5 protein-coding genes are annotated in these 19,628 nt (G+C 70.7%); 2 read left to right on the plus strand and 3 right to left on the minus strand.

Annotated elements, in window-relative coordinates:
* Positions 1-57: 57 nt before the first annotated feature.
* Positions 58-666 carry an ANTAR domain-containing protein gene (locus tag F3J18_RS23110; RefSeq protein WP_025099122.1) on the plus strand — a complete coding sequence of 203 codons (609 nt, stop codon included), beginning with the start codon at positions 58-60 and terminating at the stop codon, positions 664-666.
* Positions 663-1,718 (plus strand): CmpA/NrtA family ABC transporter substrate-binding protein, encoded by a 1,056-nt coding sequence (locus tag F3J18_RS23115; protein WP_166914438.1) that lies wholly within the window; start codon positions 663-665, stop codon positions 1,716-1,718. The genes F3J18_RS23110 and F3J18_RS23115 overlap by 4 nt, the downstream gene beginning before the upstream one ends.
* 172 nt (positions 1,719-1,890) lie before the next feature.
* Here the strand turns inward: F3J18_RS23115 and F3J18_RS23120 are convergent, their stop codons facing one another.
* The 3 genes from F3J18_RS23120 to F3J18_RS23130 all read right to left on the minus strand — a co-directional run bounded on the left by F3J18_RS23120 (position 1,891) and on the right by F3J18_RS23130 (position 19,535).
* The gene (locus F3J18_RS23120; protein ID WP_166914440.1) at positions 1,891-9,804 is read right to left on the minus strand and encodes a non-ribosomal peptide synthetase; all 7,914 of its coding nucleotides are present in this window, start codon (positions 9,802-9,804) and stop codon (positions 1,891-1,893) included.
* An 8-nt stretch (positions 9,805-9,812) separates the two neighbouring features.
* Positions 9,813-18,332, minus strand: a complete 8,520-nt coding sequence (locus F3J18_RS23125; RefSeq protein ID WP_240156426.1) for a non-ribosomal peptide synthetase — start codon at positions 18,330-18,332, stop codon at positions 9,813-9,815.
* 132 nt (positions 18,333-18,464) lie between these two features.
* The gene (locus F3J18_RS23130; RefSeq protein ID WP_166914444.1) at positions 18,465-19,535 is read right to left on the minus strand and encodes a YqcI/YcgG family protein; all 1,071 of its coding nucleotides are present in this window, start codon (positions 19,533-19,535) and stop codon (positions 18,465-18,467) included.
* Between the last annotated feature and the right edge of the window lie 93 nt (positions 19,536-19,628).

Here is a 19,628-nt window from a genome sequence, read left to right on the forward strand (position 1 = left end):
GGCCGCGCCCCGCCGGTCGCGCGGGCCGGCCCGCGCCTGCCCGGGGCCGCTGGCATGATGGACGCGCACGACGCCCCGCGCCCGCTGCGCGTGCTGCTGGTCACCGATACGGACAAGCCGATCGGCGCCTTGCGCGACGCGCTCGCGCGGCTCCACTACGAGATGCTCGACGAGGTGGCCACCCCGGCGCGCCTGCCGGCCGTGGTCGAGAAGGAACGCCCGGACGTGGTGATCATCGATACCGAATCGCCCTCGCGCGACACGCTCGAGCAACTGGCGGTGATGCATGCGCGCGCGCCGCGCCCGGTGCTGATGTTCAGCCCCGATGCGGACCAGCAGTTGATCCGCGCGGCGGTGGGCGCGGGCGTCAGCGCCTACCTGGTGGAGGGCCTCTCGCCCGAGCGGCTCGCGCCGATCATCGAGGTGGCGCTCGCGCGCTTCTCGCACGACGAGGCGCTGCGCCGGCGCCTGGCCGAGGTCGAGAACGAACTGGCCGACCGCAAGCTGATCGACCGCGCCAAACGCCTGCTGATGGAGACGCGCCGGCTCGGCGAGCAGGATGCCTATGCCACGCTGCGCCGCCGCGCCATGGACCAGGGCATCCGCATCGTCGAAGCCGCGCGGCAGATCCTCCTCGCAGCCCGAATTCCCGATGGTGAAGCATGATGAAACCGACTTTCCCGCCGCCCGAACGCCGCGAGCTGCGGCTCGGCTTCGTCGCCCTGAGCGACGCCGCGCCGCTGGTGGTCGCGCAACGCCTGGGCCTCGGCAAGCGTCACGGCCTGGCGCTGACGCTGGCGCGCCAGCCTTCCTGGGCCAGCCTGCGCGACCAGCTGCTGACCGGCCAGATCGACGCCGCGCATGCGCTCTACGGGCTCGTCTATGGCGTGCAGTACGGCATCGGCGGGCCGCGCGCCGACCTGGCCGTGCTGTCGGTGCTGAACCGCAACGGCCAGGCGATCACGTTCTCGAACCGCCTGGCCGATGCCTGGCGCGAATCGGGCGAGCTGTGCGCGGCGCTCGCCACGCTGGGCCGCAAGCCGGTGTTCGCGCAGACCTTCCCGACCGGCACCCATGCGATGTGGCTCTATGCCTGGCTCGCCGCGCACGGCGTCGATCCGCTGCGCGAGGTGCGCAGCATCGTGATCCCGCCGCCGGGCATGGCCGAGGCGCTGGCCAGCGGCGAACTCGACGGCTTCTGCGTCGGCGAGCCCTGGAACGCGGTGGCCGAGGCGCAAGGCGCCGGGCGCACGGTGGCCGCTTCGAGCGAGGTCTGGCACGACCATCCCGAGAAGGCGCTGGCCTGCCGCCGCGAGTTCGCGGCGCTCTATCCGAACACGGCGCGCGCGCTGATCCGCACCCTGCTCGATGCCGGCGCCTGGCTCGACCTGCCCGGCAATCGCGCGCGGGCGGCCGAGTGGCTGGCCTCGCCCGAGGCGCTCGACGTGCCGGCCGCGCGGATCCTGCCGCGCCTGCTCGGCGACTACGGCGACGGCGCGTTCGCGACGCCGCCGGCGCCGGTGCGCTTCCACGATGGTGGCGAGGTCAACCGGCCGCGCGCGTCGGATGGATTGTGGTTCGTCTCGCAGTATCGGCGCTGGGGCATGTTGACGGCCGAGCACGACGACGCGGCGATCGCGGCGGCGGTGACGCAGACGGCCTTGTATGAGGAAGCGGTGGCGGGATATGTGCCGCTGGAGGATGAGCCGGGACGGTAGGCAGCCGGGGCCGCTGCCGGTTCGCGCCGATCTCCACGTGGAAATCGGCGCCGCGCATCCCGTGGATATGAACCAGGCTTGGCCCTCGATGCAAAATGCCGCCCGACCTGTGAACCAGGTCGGGCGGCATTTTTTCGACGGCATCGACCGGCGCGACCAGCGCGCCGCCGGGCTACAAGCCAGCCAGGATGTCGTTCAGCTCGGCCGCGATGGCCGCGTCGCTCGCCGCCGGTGCGCGCAATGCATCGATCGCCTCGGCCAGCGCCGCGAGCGGCGGATTGCGCATCAGTTCCACCAGCGCGATATCGGCGCCGAGCCTGGCGCGGACCGCCGTCTGCACCTGCATGGCCGCCAGCGAATGCCCGCCCAGCTCGAAGAAGCGATCGGCGCGCCGCACCGGCTCCACGCCGAGCACGGCCGACCAGATGCCGGCCAGGGCCAGCTCGGTCTCGCCCTGCGGCAGCGCCCCCGTCTCTTCGCCGGCCTGTGCGGCCGGCTCCGGCAAGGCACGTCGGTCGATCTTGCCGTTCGGGTTGAGCGGCAATGCCTCCAGCACCATCACCGCCGACGGCACCATGTAGTCGGGCAGCCGTTCCGCCAGCGCCGCGCGCAAGGCCGCGCCCTCCACCGCCGCGCCGGCGGCCGGCGCGACATAGGCCAGCACCCGCAGCCCGCTCGGGCCCTCGCGCGTGATCACGGCCGCCTCGCGCACGCGCGCATCCTGCAGCAGCACCGATTCGATCTCGCCGAGCTCGATCCGGAAACCGCGGATCTTCACCTGATGATCGGCGCGGCCCAGATAGGCCAGCGTGCCGTCCTCGCTCCAGCGCACGATGTCGCCGGTGCGATAGAGCCGCGCGCCCGGCACGGCGGCGAACGGGTCGGCCACGAAGCGCTCGGCCGTCAGGCCCGCGCGATCGTGATAGCCGCGCGCCAGCAACGGCCCGCCGATGCAGAGTTCGCCGGCCGCGCCGAGCGGCACCGGGTTGCCGTGCATGTCGAGCACCGCCAGCCTGCGGCCTGGCAGCGGACCGCCGAGCGGAATCTGGGCCGGCACCTCGGCCGCCGCATCTTTCAACATTGCGCTGCAATCGAAGTAGGTCGCCGTGACGGTCGCCTCGCTGGGGCCGTAGGTATTGGCCAGCGTGAGCGCCGTGAGCCCGGCCGCGCGCCAGGCGCGCACGCCGTCGGCCGGCATCGCCTCGCCGCCGGCATGCACGCAGCGCAGCGTCGCGAGCGCGGCGCGCGCCTCGGGCCGCGCGGCGAAATCCTGCGCCAGCGCGTTCCAGTAGGCAGTGGTCAGGTCGGCCACGGTGATCCGCTCGCGCTCGACCTCCTCGGCGAAACGTCCGGTGCTCCACAGCTCGGGGCCGCGCACGATCAGGGCCGCGCCGGAAGCCAGGGTCGGGAAGACCTGCTCGACGAAGCCATCGAAATTGAAGGTCGAGAACTGCAGCACGCGATCCTGCTCGCCGATGCCGAACATGCCGATCGACACCTCGGCATGGCGCGCCAGCGCGTCGTGCGTGATGCCGACGCCCTTGGGGCGCCCGGTCGAGCCGGAGGTGTAGATCAGGTAGGCCAGATGCTCGCCCTGCACGGCGCACGCGGGCGCGCTGGACGGATGGCCGCTCGTCTCGGCCGCCAGCTCGGCGATATCGAGCGTCGGCACCGGCATGCGGCCGCGGTCGTCGGCGCCCGCACCTTCGGTCAGCGCCAGCGCGATGCCGCTGTCCTCGATCATCATCGCCAGCCGCTCGGCCGGATAGGACGGATCGAGCGGCACGTAGGCGCCGCCCGCCTTCAGCACGCCGAGGATCGCCACGATCATGCCGGCCGAGCGCTCGATCGCGATCCCGACGCGCACGTCGGCGCCCACGCCGGCCGCACGCAAGGCGTGGGCGATGCGGTTCGCGCGCGCGTCCAATGTGCCGTAGTCGATCGTCTCGCCGTCATGCACCAGCGCGATGGCCGAGGGCCGACGCGCCGCCTGCTCGGCGATCCGCCGATGGACCGGCGGCAAGGGCGCGACTTCGGCGCCGCGCCCCCAGCCGGCCAGCGTGGCGCGCTCTTCCGCCGGCAGCGGATCGAGCGCGCCGAGCCGCGCCTCGGGATCGGCCGCGAAGGCGTCGAGCAGCGTGCGGAGCTGGCCGGCCAGGCGCTCGATCTGCGCCGCCGTGAACAGGTCGCCCGCATAGGCGAATTCGATGTCGAGCCGGGCCGCCGGGCTCTCGCCGGGCGTCGCGGCATGCGCCGCGCGACCCTGCGTGACCGACAGCGTCAGCGGGAAGCTGGTGCGGTCCTCGTTGCGCAGCCCCGAGAAACGCAGGCCGTGCGGCGAGGCATCGTCGAGGATCGCGTCGACCGGGTAGTTCTCGAACACCAGCAGGGTGTCGAACATCGGCTGGCCGCCGTCGATGCCGGCGCCGCGCTGGATCTCCACCAGCGGCAGGTGCTCGTGCTCGCGCGCGGCCACGCCGTCGCGCTGCACCGCCGCCAGCCACTCGCCCACGCGCATCGAGGGCGACGGCGTGCCGATCACCGGAATCGTGTTGATGAAGAGGCCCAGCATGCGATCGGCGCCCGGCAGCGCATCGGGCCGGCCCGCCACGGTCGCGCCGAAGCTCACGGTGGCCTGCCCCGTGTAGCGCTGCAGCAGCACCAGCCAGGCGGCCTGCACCAGCGCGCTCAAGGTGGCGCGCTGCGATTTCGCGAAGGCGGCCAGGCGCGCGGTGCGAGCCGCGTCGCAGCTCAGGTTCAGCACGCCATGGCGCGCCGCGTGGGCGGCCTCGGCGCCCGGCGCCGGCAGTGCCTGGGTCAGCAAGGTCGGGCCGTCGAGACGCGCGGTCTGCGCGCGCCACCAGGCATCGCTGGCCTCGCGCGGCTGCTCGGCCAGCCAGCCGATGAAGCGGCGATAACGGGCCGGCGCCTCGGTCGGCACGGCGCCGCCATAGATCGACAGCACCTCGGCCAGCAGTTGCGCCGCGCTCCAGCCGTCGAGCAACACGTGATGGAAGGTCCAGACCACGTGATGCCGCGCCTCGCCCGTGCGCAGCAGCGTGACGCGCCACAGCGGCGGACGCGCCAGGTCGAAACCGCGTGACAGGTCGTCGGCCGAGAAGCGGTCGAGCCGCTCGGCGAGCGGGGCCGGGCCGTCGCGCCAATCCTCCTGCGAGAACGGCGTCGCCACCTCGCGCACCACCCACTGGCGCGGTTGATCGTCGAAGCTCAGCACGCCGGTGCGCAGCACGTCGTGACGCTTGGCGACCGCCGCCCAGGCGGCCTCGAAACGCGCCGCGTCGAGCCCTTCGACATTGACGCGCAACTGGTTCACATAGGCATGCTGCTGCGCGCCGAGCAGGCTGTGGAATACGATGCCGGCCTGCATCGGCGCCAGTGCATAGAGATCGGCCAGCTCGGCGGCCGGCACCGGCAGCGCGTCGAGACGCGCCTGGTCGATCGCCGCGAGCGGCACGTCGGACGGCGTGAGGCCGGCCGCGCCGCTGGTGCAGTGTTCGAGCACGACGGTCAATTCGGCACGCAGCTCGGCCGCCAGCGCTTCGAGCGTGGCCGCGTCGTAGCGGTCCCCGCCCGGGTGGCGCAGCGCGATCGACAACTCGCCGTCGCGGATCTGCGCGGCGATGTCGAGCGCGTGGGTCGGCCGGTTCTCGGCGCCGACGCCGCGGCCGCCGCGTTCCGCCGCCAGGCGCCAGGCGCCCGCGCCGAGCGAGCCATCGAGCTGGCCCAGGTAGTTGAACAGCACGTCGGCGTCGCGGATGTCGGCGAGCGCTGCCTGTGCGGCGGCACTGCCGGCATATCGCAGCATCCCGAAGCTGTTGCCGCCATGCGGTACCGCGCGTCGTGCCTCCTTGACGCGCTTGATGGCCGAGCCGAGCTCGCCGCTCGCTGCCAGCGGCAGCGGATGAAGGCTGGTGAACCAGCCCACCGTGCGGCTGAGGTCGAGTTCGCCGAGCGGCGCGTCGCGGCCATGGCCTTCGACATCGATGCGCAGCGCCTCGCGGCCGGCGAAGCGGCACAGCACCCGGCCCGTGGCCGCCAGCAGCAGATCGGCAAGCTGGGTTCGGTAGGCCGCGTTGGCGGTTTGTTGCAGGGTTTGCGTGGCGGCGCGCTCCAGCGTGACGGTGACGCTGCATGCGCCGGCCGGCGTGCCGGCACGCGCCGGCAGCGACGCGTCGATCTCGCCGAGCGTGCGCCAGTAGTCGAGGCTGGCAGCCACCTCGTCGGCTTGCGCCGCCTCATGCAGACGCCGTGCGAAGCCGGGATAGGACAGCGTCGGCGAAGGCAGCACGACCGTCTCGCCAGCCTCGAGCTGGCGATAGACGCGATGCAGGTCGTCGAGCAGGATGCGCCAGGAGACGGTATCGACCGCCAGATGATGGATCGCGATCGCGATACGCCAGCTACCGTCGCTCACGCCGATCACGAGCGCGCGCAGCAGCGGGCCGCGCTCGATGTCGAGCGCCGACTGGATCGTGTCGCAAGCCGCATCGATCGCGGCGGGCTCGACGCCGGTCAGCGTCGCGACCAGCGGCGCCGCATCCGGCGCCGCGAGGTACTGCCGCCAGCCTTCGGGCGTCGAGGAAAAGCGCAGGCGCAAGGCCGGATGCGCCGCCACCGCGGCACCCAGGGCCTGCTCCAGCCGCGCTGCGTCGGGGGCAGTTTCCGTGGCCAGCAGCACCGACTGATTCCAGTGATTCGGCTGCGCGAACGCCTTCGACAGGAACCAGGCTTGCACCGGCATCAGCGGCACGGACGCGCCGTCAGCGGTGGCGGCGGCTTCCTCGGCGGCCATCGCCTGCGGATTCGCGCTGCCCTGGTACAGCGGTTCGGCCACGGCGGCCAGCTCGGCGACAGTCGGCTGCTCGAAGATCTGCCGGGCCGTCAGGCGGTAGCCCGCTTGCCGGGCGCGCGCGACGATCTGCAAGGCCAGGATCGAGTCGCCACCGAGTTCGAAGAAATCGTCGTGACGGCCGATGCGCGCGCCTCGCAGCAGCGTCGACCAGATCGACGCGAACTCGGCTTCGATGCCTTCAAGCGGTGCTTGGTAGTTCGTGCCCTGCTCGGCTTCGGCGGCCGGCAGCGGCAACGCGCGGCGGTCCACCTTGCCGTTCGGATTCAGCGGCAGCGTGTCCAGCACCACGATGCGCCACGGCACCATGTAGTCCGGTAGCCGTGCAGCCAATGCCGTGCGCAACGCGGCGACGTCGGGCACCGCTTGCCCCGCTTCACCTGTCACATAAGCCACCAGCTTGCCTTCATGCGCGATCACCACCGCCTCGCGCACCGAAGCATCCGCCGTCAGCGCCGATTCGATTTCACCCAACTCGATCCGCAGGCCGCGAATCTTCACTTGATGATCGATGCGGCCCAGGTAGTCGATCGCGCCATCGGCACGCCAACGCGCGAGATCGCCCGTGCGATAGAGCCGCGCGCCCGGTTCGTCCGCGAACGGATCCGGTACGAAGCGCTCCGCCGTCAGGTCGGGACGGCCCAGATAGCCTCGCGCCAGCCCCGCTCCGCCCAGGTACAGTTCGCCCGGCACGCCAGGCGGCACCGGATTCAGCCTTGCATCGAGCACCCAGGTCTGGGTAGCCGCGATCGGGCGACCGATCGGCACCGCGCGGCCGGCTTCGTCCACGCAGGCCCAAGCTGTCACGTCGATCGCCGCCTCGGTCGGCCCATACAGGTTGTGCAATTCCACGCCCGGCAGCACCGCCGCCACGCGCTCGCGCAGATCCGCCGGCAAGGCCTCGCCGCTACAGACGATGCGCTTCAGCGTCTTGCCACAAGAGGCTGCCGCTTCCGGCATCGCCACGAAGGCTTGCAACATCGACGGGACAAAATGCAGCGTGCTGACGTCGTGCGCCACGATCGTCTGCGCCAGTTCAGCGGGATCGCGATGCGCGCCCGGCGCCGCGATCGCCAGCCGCGCGCCCACCATCAACGGCCAGAAGAATTCCCAGACCGACACGTCGAAGCTGAACGGGGTTTTCTGCAACACCGTCTCGCCGCGTTGCAGCCCGTATTCGCGCTGCATCCAGATCAGGCGATTCGACAGGCCGTCGTGGCGATTGCCCACGCCCTTCGGGCGCCCCGTCGAACCCGAGGTGAAAATCACATAGGCGAGGTTCGCGCCATGCAGTTCGATATCGGGATTAGTGGCCGGGAATGACGACGTGTCCAACGTACCGAGATCAACACGCTCGACACCCTCTCGCGACGGCAGGTCAAGGCCGCCCTGCGCAAGCAGCAAACCAATCCCGCTATCGTCGATCATGGCGGCGATCCGATCGGCCGGATACGAAGGATCGAGCGGCACATAAGCTGCGCCGGCCTTCATGATCGCGTACAAGGCGATCACCAATTCCAGCGAGCGCTCGGCGGCAACACCAACCCGCGATTCCACGCCGATCCCACGCGAACCCAGCCAATGCGCAAGACGATTCGCACGCGCATTCAGCTCGGCATAACTGAGCCTGGTTTCGCCAAACACCAACGCGTCATCCTCGGGATGCGCAGCGGCATGACGCTCGAAGGCATGAAACACCGGCTCGATCTCGTCATAACGCGTGCGATTGCGGCTCCAGCCGTCCAGCGTCGCGCGCTCGGCCTCGTCCGTCAGCACGATGTCCGCGATACGCACCGCCAGGTCGCCCTGCGCGATCGCCTCGACACAGCGCCGATAATGCGCGGCCAGGCGCGCGATCGTCGCTTCCGAAAACAATTCGCGCGCATAGCTGAATTCGAAGCCAAGCCCTCCCTGCCCATCCTCCTGCGTGTTCAGCATCAACTCGACCTGCGCCATCGCGCTCGGCAGGGGATGCGGCTCGATGCCCAGGCCAGGCAAGCCGTCCAGCACCCGCCAGTCGCGTCGCTGGTGATTGAACATCGCCTGGAACAGCGGGCTGTGGCTGAGGCTGCGCTCGGGACGCAGCGCCTCGACCAGTGCATCGAACGGCAGGTCCTGATGCGCCTGCGCGCCGACCGTGGCCGTGCGCAGCCGGTCGAGCAGCATGCCGAGCGTCTCGTCGCCGTCGAAGCTGGCGCGCATCACCTGGGTGTTGACGAAGAAGCCGATCAGGCGCTCCGTCTCGACGCGGTTCCGGTTCGCCACCGGCACGCCGACGCGGATATCGTCCTGTCCCGTGTAGCGATGCAGCAGCGCCTGGAACGCCGCCAGCAGCAGCATGAAGGGCGTGGCCGATTGCTGCTGCGCGCGAGCCTTCACGGCTTGCGCCAGTTCGGCGGGCAAACCCAGGGCGTAGCGGCCGGCCGTGTAGTCGCCATGCGCGCTGCGCAGGCCATCCATCGGCAGGGCCAGCACCGGATGCGAATCGCCTAGCGCGGCCTTCCAGTAGTCGAGCTGGCGCTCGCGCTCGCCGACTTCGAGCCAGTCGCGCTGCCAGGCGGCGTAGTCGGCATACTGGATCGGCAGTTCCTCGAGCGCCCGGGTCTCGCCCGTCACGCGGGCTCGGTAATTCGCGACCAGTTCTTCCAGCAGCACCTGCACCGACCATCCATCGGAGACGATGTGGTGCATCGACACCGCCAGCAGATGACGGCCGCCCTCGCCCCGGTACAGCGCCGCGCGCAACAAAGGCCCCGCCGCCAGATCGAAGGCTTCGTCGGCCAGCGAACGGGCCGACGCTTCGAGCGCATCGCCGGCCACCGTTTCCTCACGCCAATCGAGCGAGACGCCTTCATCGACGAAGGCCTCGACCTCGCCGGCCTGGTTCGCGACGAAACGCGTGCGCAGCACCGCATGGCGCGCCACGATCGCCGCGAAGGCCTCACGCAGCGCCGCCGCGTCGACCTCGCCCGTCAGCCACAAGCCGCCCGAGACGTGATACGCACGATTGTCCGGCGACAGTTGCGCGAGCACCCATTGGCGGCGCTGCGCGTATGACACCTCCACCGGCTGCCCGGCCGCGCGCGCGCGCGGCACGATCGGGAACTGCGCCGGACTCACGCCGTCAGCCTGCATCTTTTCCCAGAACAGGCGTCGTTTTTCCGGTGTCAGCTCGATGAAGCGCGCGGCGATGCGGGCGGCCGTGGTCTTGTCCATGAATGCGTTCAAAGCGTGTCCATAAAGAGATCGAGGCTGCGCAGCGCGTCGTCGCCGGGCTGGCTGCCTTGCGCCTGCGCGATGGCCTCGGCCTGCGCGGCCAGTGTGCGGGCCTCGAACAGCGTGGCGAGCGGCAGGCTTGCGTTCAGTTCGAGCCCGATCCGGGCGTTCAGGCGCACGACCAGCAGCGAATGCCCGCCCAGGTCGAAGAAATCGTCATGGCGGCCGATGCGCTCGATGTCGAGCAAACCGGTCCAGAGCGTCGCGAGTTCGGTTTCGATGCCTTCATGAGGGGCTTCGTAATGAGCGCCCGGGTCGGCTTCGGCGGCCGGCAGCGGCAGTGCGCGGCGATCCACCTTGCCGTTCGGATTCAAAGGCAGCGTGTCCAGTGCCATGATGCGCCACGGCACCATGTAGTCCGGCAAGCGTGCCGCCAGCGCCGTGCGTAGCGCTGCGACGTCAGGCGTGGTGCCTGTCACGTAGCCCACCAGCTTGCCTTCATGCGCGATCACCACCGCCTCGCGCACCGAAGCATCCGCCGTCAGCGCCGATTCGATTTCACCCAACTCGATCCGCAGGCCGCGAATCTTCACTTGATGATCGATCCGGCCCAGGTAGTCGATCGCGCCATCGGCACGCCAACGCGCGAGGTCGCCCGTGCGATAGAGCCGCGCGCCCGGTTCGTCCGCGAACGGATCCGGTACGAAGCGCTCCGCCGTCAGGTCTGGGCGACCCAGATAACCACGCGCCAGCCCAGCGCCACCGAGGTACAGTTCGCCCGGCACGCCAGGCGGCACCGGATTCAGCCTCGCGTCGAGCACCCAGGTCTGGGTAGCCGCGATCGGGCGACCGATCGGCACCGCGCGGCCGGCCTCGTCCACGCAAGCCCAAGCGGTCACGTCGATCGCCGCCTCGGTCGGCCCATACAGGTTGTGCAATTCCACGCCCGGCAGCACCGCCGCCACGCGCTCGCGCAGATCCGCCGGCAAGGCCTCGCCGCTACAGACGATGCGCTTCAGCGTCTTGCCGCAAGAGGCTGCCGCTTCGGGCATCGCCACGAAGGCTTGCAGCATCGACGGCACGAAGTGCAGCGTGCTGACGTCGTGCGCCACGATCGTCTGCGCCAGTTCAGCGGGATCGCGATGCGCGCCCGGTGCCGCGATCGCCAGCCGCGCGCCCACCATCAACGGCCAGAAGAATTCCCAGACCGAGACGTCGAAGCTGAACGGGGTTTTCTGCAACACCGTCTCGCCGCGTTGCAGGCCGTATTCGCGCTGCATCCAGATCAGGCGATTCGACAGGCCGTCGTGGCGATTGCCCACGCCCTTCGGGCGCCCCGTCGAGCCCGAGGTGAAGATCACATAGGCGAGGTTCGCGCCATGCAATTGAACATTGGGATTGGTAGCCGGGAAGGACGACGTGTCCAGCGTACCGATGTCGACACGCTCGACACCCTCTCGCGACGGCAGATCGAGCCCGCCCTGTGCAAGCAGCAAACCAATCCCGCTATCGTCGATCATCGCGGCAATCCGATCAGCCGGATACGAAGGATCGAGCGGCACATAAGCCGCGCCGGCCTTCATGATCGCGTACAAGGCGATCACCAATTCCAGCGAGCGCTCGGCGGCAACACCAACCCGCGATTCCACGCCGATCCCACGCGAACCCAGCCAATGCGCAAGACGATTCGCACGCGCATTCAGCTCGGCATAACTGAGCCTGGTTTCGCCAAACACCAGCGCATCATCCTCGGGATGCGCAGCGGCATGACGCTCGAAGGCACGAAACACCGGCTCGATCTCGTCATAACGCGTGCGATTGCGGCTCCAGCCGTCCAGCATCGCGCGCTCGGCTTCATCGGTCAGAGCAATATCGGCAACCCGCTCATCGGCGCCGACCATCGCCTCGACGCAGCGCTGGTAATGCACGGCGAACCGGGCAATCGTCGCCTCGGAGAACAGCTCGCGCGCATAGCTGAACTCGAAGCTCAACGTGCCGTCGACATCCTCGCGCGTATCGAGCATCAGCTCGAACTGCGCCATCGGTGCCGGCAAGCGGCAAGGCTCGATCGCCAGGCCGGGCAGCCCGTCCAGCACCCGCCAGTCGCGTCTCTGGTGATTGAACATCACCTGGAACAGCGGGCTGTGGCTGAGGCTGCGCTCGGGACGCAGCGCCTCGACCAGCACGTCGAACGGCAGGTCCTGGTTCGCCTGCGCGCCGGCCGTGGCTTCGCGCAAGCGATCGAGCAGCATGCCGAGCGTCTCGTCGCCGTCGAAGCACGCACGCATCACCTGGGTGTTGACGAAGAAGCCGATCAGCCCGGCCGTCTCCACGCGATGACGGTTCGCCACCGGCACGCCGACGCGGATATCGTCCTGCCCCGTGTAGCGATGCAGCAGCGCCTGGAACGCCGCCAGCAACAGCATGAAGGGCGTGGCCGACTGCTGCTGCGCGCGGGCCTTCACCGCTTGCGAGAGCGAGGCCGGCAGGCTCAGCGCATGACGGCCGGCCGTGTAGCCGCCCTGGGCGCCGCGTGCGCCGTCCATCGGCAGGGCCAGCACCGGATGCGTATCGCCGAGCGCGGCCTTCCAGTAGTCGAGCTGGCGCTCGCGCTCGCCCGCTGCAAGCCAGTCGCGCTGCCAGGCGGCGTAGTCGGCATACTGGATCGGCAGTTCGGCAAGCGTCCGGGTCTCGCCCGTCACGCGGGCGCGGTAGTGCGCGACCAGCTCGTCGAGCAGCACCTGCACCGACCATCCATCCGAGACGATGTGATGCATCGACACCGCCAGCAGATGACGGCCGGCATCCTCGCCCCGGTACAGCGCCGCGCGCAACAGCGGCCCCGCGGCGAGATCGAAAGGCTCGTCGGCCAGCGAGCGAGCCGCCGCTTCGAGCGCATCGCCGGCCACCGCCTCGGCGCGCCAGTCGAGCGACACGGCATCGTCGATGATCGCCTCGACCTCGCCGGCCTGGTTCGCGACGAAGCGCGTGCGCAGTACCGCGTGGCGCGCCACGATCGCCGCGAAGGCCTCGCGCAGCGCCGCCGCGTCGACCTCGCCCGTCAGCCACAGGCCGCCCGAAACGTGATACGCGCGGCTCGCCGGCGCCAGTTGCCAGAGGAACCATTGACGCTGCTGCGCGAACGATGCCGGCGTGCGCTGGCGCGTTGCCTCCGGCAGGCGCGGAATCGCCGACAGATCGGCAGCGGATTCCTGCGGCGCGGCGGGCGCCGCAGGAATCGGCGCGACCGCCGGCTGCATCGCGGCCGAAGACGATACCGGCTTGCTTGCCGCCGGTTTGGCCGCCGCCGATTTCTCGGCCAGCTCGGCCAGCGTCAGGCGCTGGAACAGTTGCTTCGGCGTGATCGTGATGCCGAGCTTGCGTGCGCGCGCCACTACCTTGAGCCCCAGCAGCGAATCGCCGCCGACCTCGAAGAAATTCCGGCTGCGGCCGATCCGGGCGCGATCGATCTCGATCACCTCGGCCCAGATCGTCGCGATCGCCTGTTCTGTCTCGCCGCGCGGGGCGTCGTCGGCTCCGGGCGCCGCGTCGATCGCTTCGCCTGCAGCGGCTTCGGCTTGCGCCGGCCCATTCGCCGCTTGCGCCAGATGATCGCCCAGGCGAGCTCGCAACGCGGTGCGATCGAGCTTGCCATTGGCATTGAGCGGCAGCGCGTCCAGCGCGATCGCCTCGGCCGGCACCATGTAGTCGGGCAACACACCCGCCGCCGCTTCCAGCAGCGCCTTGCCCACCGCGCCGCCCACCACGAAGGCGGCCAGCCGCGTTCCGGCCGGCGTCTCATAGGCCAGCACGGCCGCCGCGCGCACGCCATCCAGCTTCGCGAGCCCGCGCTCGACCTCGGCCGGTTCGACGCGATAACCGCGGATCTTGACCTGGTCGTCGGCGCGCCCACGATATTCGAGCAGGCCGTCGGCACCGATCCGAGCCAGGTCGCCAGTGCGATAGAGCCGCTCGCCGGCCGTGAACGGATCGGGCACGAAGCGCTCGGCGCTGAGCCCGGCGCGACCGTGGTAACCGCGCGCCACGCCAGGGCCGCCAACGTATAACTCGCCATCCTCGCCATCGGCCACGGGCGTCATGCCGGCATCGAGCAGGTGCAGGCGCATGCCGGGCAGCGCGCGGCCGAGCGGCAGGTCGCGCTCCGCGCCGCCGCCCTGCCAGCCGTGCATGGCCACGCCGACCGTGGTTTCGGTCGGGCCATAGTGATTGAACACGCGGCAGGCCGGCGCCAAGGCCGAAACGCGCGCGAGCAGCGCGGCCGGCGTGCGCTCGCCGCCGACGATCAGCGCGTCGGCCGGCAGCACCTGCTCCGGCTGCGCCGCCGACAGCAAGGCGGCCAGATGGCTCGGCACGATCTTCAGCACGCCGACGCGATGCGCGGCCATGTAGCGCGCGAAGGCATCGGGCTGGAACACGAGATCCGGCGCGATCAGGTGCAGCGTGCGCCCCGAGGCGAGCGCGCCGAACAAGGTGGTGTGACCCAGGTCCGCCGCCGGCGTCGACACCATCGCAAACGAGGATTCGGGCCGCGCATCGAGCGTCGCCAGCATGCCGCGCACATAGTTCGCGAGCGCGCGATGCGTGACGATCACGCCCTTCGGCTCGCCCGTGGAGCCTGAGGTGTAGATCATGTAGGCGGCGCGATCGGCATGGCGCGAGCGCGGCACGATATGCGCCACCGGCGCCGCCGGCACCTCCAGGCGCAGGGCCATCGGCACCGCGTTCGCCAGCACGAAGCCGTCGGGCAGCGGCACCGCGTGCAGCAGCACAGCCGCGCCGCTGTCGGCCAGTTGCGCCGCCAGGCGCGCGGCCGGCGCGCGCGGATCGAGCGGCAGCCAGGTGGCGCCGGCCTTGAGCGCGGCCAGCATCGCCAGCACGTGCTCGATCGAGCGCTCGGCCAGCACGGCCACGCGCGATTCGTCGGCGATGCCCTGCATGCGCAGTTGCGCGGCCAGCGCATCGGCCGCCGCGTCGAGCGCGGCATAGCTCAGGCCGCGCTCGCCTTCCAGGCCGTCGCGCAGCGCGATCGCGGCGCCGTCGCGCGCGACGCCGGCATCCCACATCGCCAGGAAGTCGGTATTAGCCGCGTCGTCGGCCGGATCGGCCTGCGCCGCCTCGGCGATCGCCACCGCCTCGGCAATGACGCCGGCCAGCGGGGCTTCGGCGTCGGCGACGAGACGCGCCGCGAATGCCTGGAAACGCGCGGCGAAGCGCGCCATGAAGGCGGCATCGAACACCGCGTCGTCATAAGCGAGCAGGCAGTCGATCGCCTCGCCGCGATCGGTGAAATCGAGTGCGAGATCGAAATGCGGCGCGTCGTTGAGCAGCACGCGCAGGCGCGCCTCGAGCGGCGCGAAACCGCGCGTCTCGAACGGCCGCTGCTCGGTCAGCTTGACCTGGAACAGCGCTTCGTCGCCGCTCGCGCGATTCGGCAGCAAGGCGCTCATCAGGCGATCGAACGGCACGTCCTGGTGCTCGTGCGCGGCCAGCACCGTATCGCGCGCCGCATCGACCAGCGCCGCGAAGCCATGTGTCGCGTCGATCCGCGTGCGCAGCACCTGCACGTTGATGAAATAGCCGATCAGCGCCTGCGCCTCGGGCCGCTTGCGCAGCGAGACCGGCGCGCCGACGCGGATGTCGTCGCGGCCGCTCAGCTCGTGCAGCACCGCGTCGAGCACCGCCAGCATCGCCATGAACGGCGTGGCATGACGCTCGGCCGCGAAGCGCCGCAGCGCCTGGGCGGTACCGCCCTGCAGCGAGAATTCGAACCCGCGCTGCCGGCCGGGCGCGCCGGCCTCGCGCGGGAACAGGCGTGCCGCGGCGGACGGATCGCCGTCGGCGGCCAGTTGGCCGCGCCAGTAATCGAGCTGTCGCGCGAGGGCGGCCTCGCCCAGCGCGGCGCGCTCCCAGGCGACGTAATCGGTGTATTGCCAGGCCGGCGCGAGCGAGGCATCGAGCCGCGCCGCCGGATCGGCATCGGCCGACCGGCCGGCGCGCGCCGCGTAGGCGCGCGACAGCGCGTCGAGCAGCACGTTGACCGACCAGCCGTCGGCCACGATGTGATGCAGCACGATCAGCAGGCGATGCGAATCGGGCGCGACACGCAGCAGGTGCGCCCGCAGCAGCGGCCCGGTTTCGAGATCGAACGGCGCCTGCGTGACTACACGCGTCAGGCTGTCGAGCGCCGCCGCGCGCGAGGCTTCGGGCAAGCCGTCGAACGCGGTGACGGGCAGCGAGATCGCCAGATCGTGGTCGATGACTTGAAGCGCCTCGCCCTCCTCGCCCAGTTCGAAACGCGCGCGCAGCACCTCGTGTGCGCGCACCACGTCGCCCAGCGCGAGCCGCAGCGCGTCGACGTCGAGCGCGCCGTCCAGGCGCAACTCGCCGCTCATGTTGTAGGCGGCGCTGGCCGGATCGTGCAGCCAGGTGAGCCACAGGCTGCGCTGCGCATCCGAGGCGACGGCCACCCGGCGCGCAGCCGCGTCGAGCGGCCTGAAATCGGCGCCGGCGGCCACGCTGCCTTGCGCGAGGCGCTCGGCGACGCGCGCCGCCGAGGCGCGCAAGCTCGGCGCGCTAAACACGTCGCGCGCCGTGTAGTCGATCGCCCAGCGCGCCTGCACCGCCGAGGCGAGTTGCACCGCGGCCAGCGAATTGCCGCCATGGGCGAAGAAGCTCGCCGAGCCGGCCGGCGAAGCCGGCAAGGCAGGCAGGGCCTCGCGCCACAGCACCGCCAGCGCGGCCTCGATGTCGGGATGTGCCGGCGGCTCGATATCGTTCGCCACCGGGGCCGAAGCCGCCTCGCCTTGTCGATCGACACGCTGCCCGTGCTCGAGCCACGCATAGGCGTCGAGCGAACGATCCTGCCAGCCGCGCACGCAGGCGGCGCGCTGCACCTTGCCGCTCGAAGTCTTCGGCAGGCCGCCCGGGTTCAGCAGCACCACCACGGCAGCCGGCTCCCCGCAGGCGAGCGCGACCGCCTCCGTCAGCGCGGCCGCGATCGCCTCGGGCGTCGCCAGCTTGCGCACGTTGCGCGATACCTCGGCCGCGATGCCGATGCCTTCCTGCCCGTTCAGTTCCACCGCGAAGGCGGCCACGCGGCCGCGCCGCACCAGCTCCACCTCGCGCTCGACGCCCAGTTCGAGATCCTGGGGATAGAGATTGCGGCCGCGCACGATCAGCAGATCCTTGATGCGCCCGGCCACGTACAGCTCGCCTTGGTGGATGAAACCCAGGTCGCCGGTGCGCAGCCAGGTGGCGCCCTCGCGCTCGACGAAGCTGGCCGCCGTGGCATCTGCTCGGCGCCAATAACCGGCCGCCACGCTCGGCCCGCGCACCAGGATCTCGCCGATCGCGCCATCGGCCATCACCGCGCCGCTGGCCCGGTCGACGATCTCGATCGCGTGCTCGCTCGGCACGCGCCCGCAGGAAACCAGCTCGGTGCCGTTCGCGTCCGCCTCGGCACGCCCGGCTTCGAGCGCCTCGACCGAGAAACCCGGCGCATGCGCGCCGCGCCCGCGGCCCACGCCGCTCACGTAGAGCGTGGCCTCGGCCAGGCCGTAGCACGGGAACAGCGCGGCCGGATCGAAGCGCTGCGCCACGAAGCGCTCGACGAAGGCGTCCAGCGTGGCCTTGCGCACCGGCTCGGAGCCCGAGAAGGCGAGCCGCCAGCTCGACAGGTCGAGCGCGGCGCGCGCCTCGTCGCCGATCCGGTCGGCGCACAGGCGATAGGAAAAATCGGGGCCGCCCGAAATGGTGCCGCGATGGCGCGCGATCGCCTCGAGCCAGCGCACCGGCCGTTCGAGGAAGAACTGCGGCGACATCAGCACCAGCGGAATGCCGCTGAACACCGGCTGCGAGAGCGTGCCGATCAGGCCCATGTCGTGATAGAGCGGCAGCCAGCTGACGAACACGTCCTCGGCCGTCACGCCCAGCCCTTCGCGGATCGCGATCTCGTTGGCCCACAGGCTGCCGTGGGTGACCATCACGCCCTTGGGCGTGGAGGTCGACCCCGAGGTGTACTGCAGGAAGGCGATGTCGGAAGCCGCGGCGCGATAGGGTTCGAAGGCGCCGACATCGATGCGCTCATGCTCGATCGCATCCATCTCGATCAGCGCGGCGCCGGGCGCGATGCTCGCGAAGGCCTCGCCGAGCTTGTCGGCCAGCGCGCGCGTGGTGACCACGAAGGCCGCCTCGGCATCGGCCGCGATCGCGGCCAGGCGCGCCAGGTGCTGGCCGCGCAGCGATTCGGGCGGATAGACGGGCACGGCCACCGCGCCCGCGTAGAGACAGCCGAAGAACGCGGCCACGTAGTCGACGCCGCTGTCCATCGCCAGCAGCACGCGGGCCGCCTGCGCACCGGCGCCGCGCTCGCGCAGCAGCGCGGCCAGCGCGGTGGCGCGGCGATCGAGTGCCGCGTAGTCGTAACGGGTGTCGCCCTGCGCGTCGACGGTCACCAGCGCGGTATCCGCCGCGCGCTGCCCGGCCAGCGCGCGCAGCCGTTCGATCATGTTCTCTGCCATTTCCGTACCTCGCCCTACCTTCATTGCCCCGCCGCGTCATGCGCGGCGTTTCCGGGCGCCATCGCGCCCGGCCCTCGTCTGGTCACGGCCGACGAATCCGATGAATCGGACAAGCGGCCGTCACTCCTCGCCGTATTCGTGATGCTCGTGGCTGCCGTGCGGCAGATGGCGATGCTCCTTGCCGTGCCAGGCCGGATGCGGCGCATACGGGCTGTCGGGCGAGACGATCTTGTGCTGCTGCCAGTGGCGCGCGCCGGCCTCGTCGGCGGCGGCCGGCCTCGACTGCACCACCACCGGCTCGGCCGCCTGGCGCTTGGGCGCGAAATCGGCGGCGATCACCACGTCGCGCGGCGCGTCGCCGAACGCGTTGCGCGCGGCCTCGGCATCCTGTTTCTGGCGTTTCAGGAACGGGCAGCGATCGTCGGCCGGCACGTTCGCGTCGTCGAGGAAGTACTGCTTCCATTCCAGATTGCCGGGGTCGCCGTGGAAACCGAGGTCCGGATGCGCGCCGATCTCGTCCCAGGTCTGCAGGCGCTTGCGCACCTGGTTGCGCGCCTCGCGACCGATCACCTTGTTGGTGATGGTGTCGACAAACACGCTGCGCGGCTGGAACAGCAGCACCATGCCGGGGCCGAGGTTGCGGCTGTGGCGCGCGCGGAACGACGGGCAGGCGCACACCACGAAGGTCTCCACGCCGGCGAACGAGAACTCCCAGGCGCCGTCCGAGGGCGGCGGCTGCTGGTCGGCCTTGGGATCGGGATCGACGTCGTGCAGGTGCTGCAGGATCTGCCAGAAGTGCTGGTGGTAGGTCTCGTGCGAGAGCGGTTCGGCGTCGGGCTCGAAGAAGATCGCGATGTTGTTCTTGCGATACTCCGGGCGCGACACCAGCTCCGAGAAGGTCTGCATGGTGGCGGGCAGCTCGGCGATGTCCTTGCCGTTCACGTAGCCGTAGAACATCTCGCCGCGCTTCTCGGCCATGGTGCCGAAGAAGCACGGGTATTCCGGGTGCATCACCTGCTCGCGCAGCGTCTCGTAGGCCGCGTCGAGCCAGGCCGGCGGGTTCGCCGCGGCGCCCAGCGCGCGGCCCGCGATGATGCGGCTCTTCCAGTCGCCCGGATCAAAGCCCTCGCTGCCCGGTGTCGCCACGTCGGTTTGCGGCATCACGTTGACCTCATCCTCGGTTGATCGCATTTCATATCCTTGTTCGTCGCCAGCGCGGGCGAACGTGCCGGGCCGCGCGGAATGCGCGGCCCACCAGTCAAGAGCGGACGGCGGCGCCCGCCC

The sequence above is a fragment of the Burkholderia sp. Ax-1720 genome, assembly GCF_011753035.1.
GTDB classification, from domain to species: Bacteria; Pseudomonadota; Gammaproteobacteria; order Burkholderiales; family Burkholderiaceae; genus Burkholderia; species Burkholderia gladioli.

Bases quoted from the DNA above. Each gene is read 5' to 3' on its own strand.
- F3J18_RS23110 (WP_025099122.1), top strand. From the start codon at position 58: ATGGACGCGCACGACGCCCCGCGCCCGCTGCGCGTGCTGCTGGTCACC.
- F3J18_RS23115 (WP_166914438.1), top strand. From the start codon at position 663: ATGATGAAACCGACTTTCCCGCCGCCCGAACGCCGCGAGCTGCGGCTC.
- F3J18_RS23120 (WP_166914440.1), bottom strand. From the start codon at position 9,804: ATGGACAAGACCACGGCCGCCCGCATCGCCGCGCGCTTCATCGAGCTG.
- F3J18_RS23125 (WP_240156426.1), bottom strand. From the start codon at position 18,332: ATGATCGAACGGCTGCGCGCGCTGGCCGGGCAGCGCGCGGCGGATACC.
- F3J18_RS23130 (WP_166914444.1), bottom strand. From the start codon at position 19,535: ATGCGATCAACCGAGGATGAGGTCAACGTGATGCCGCAAACCGACGTG.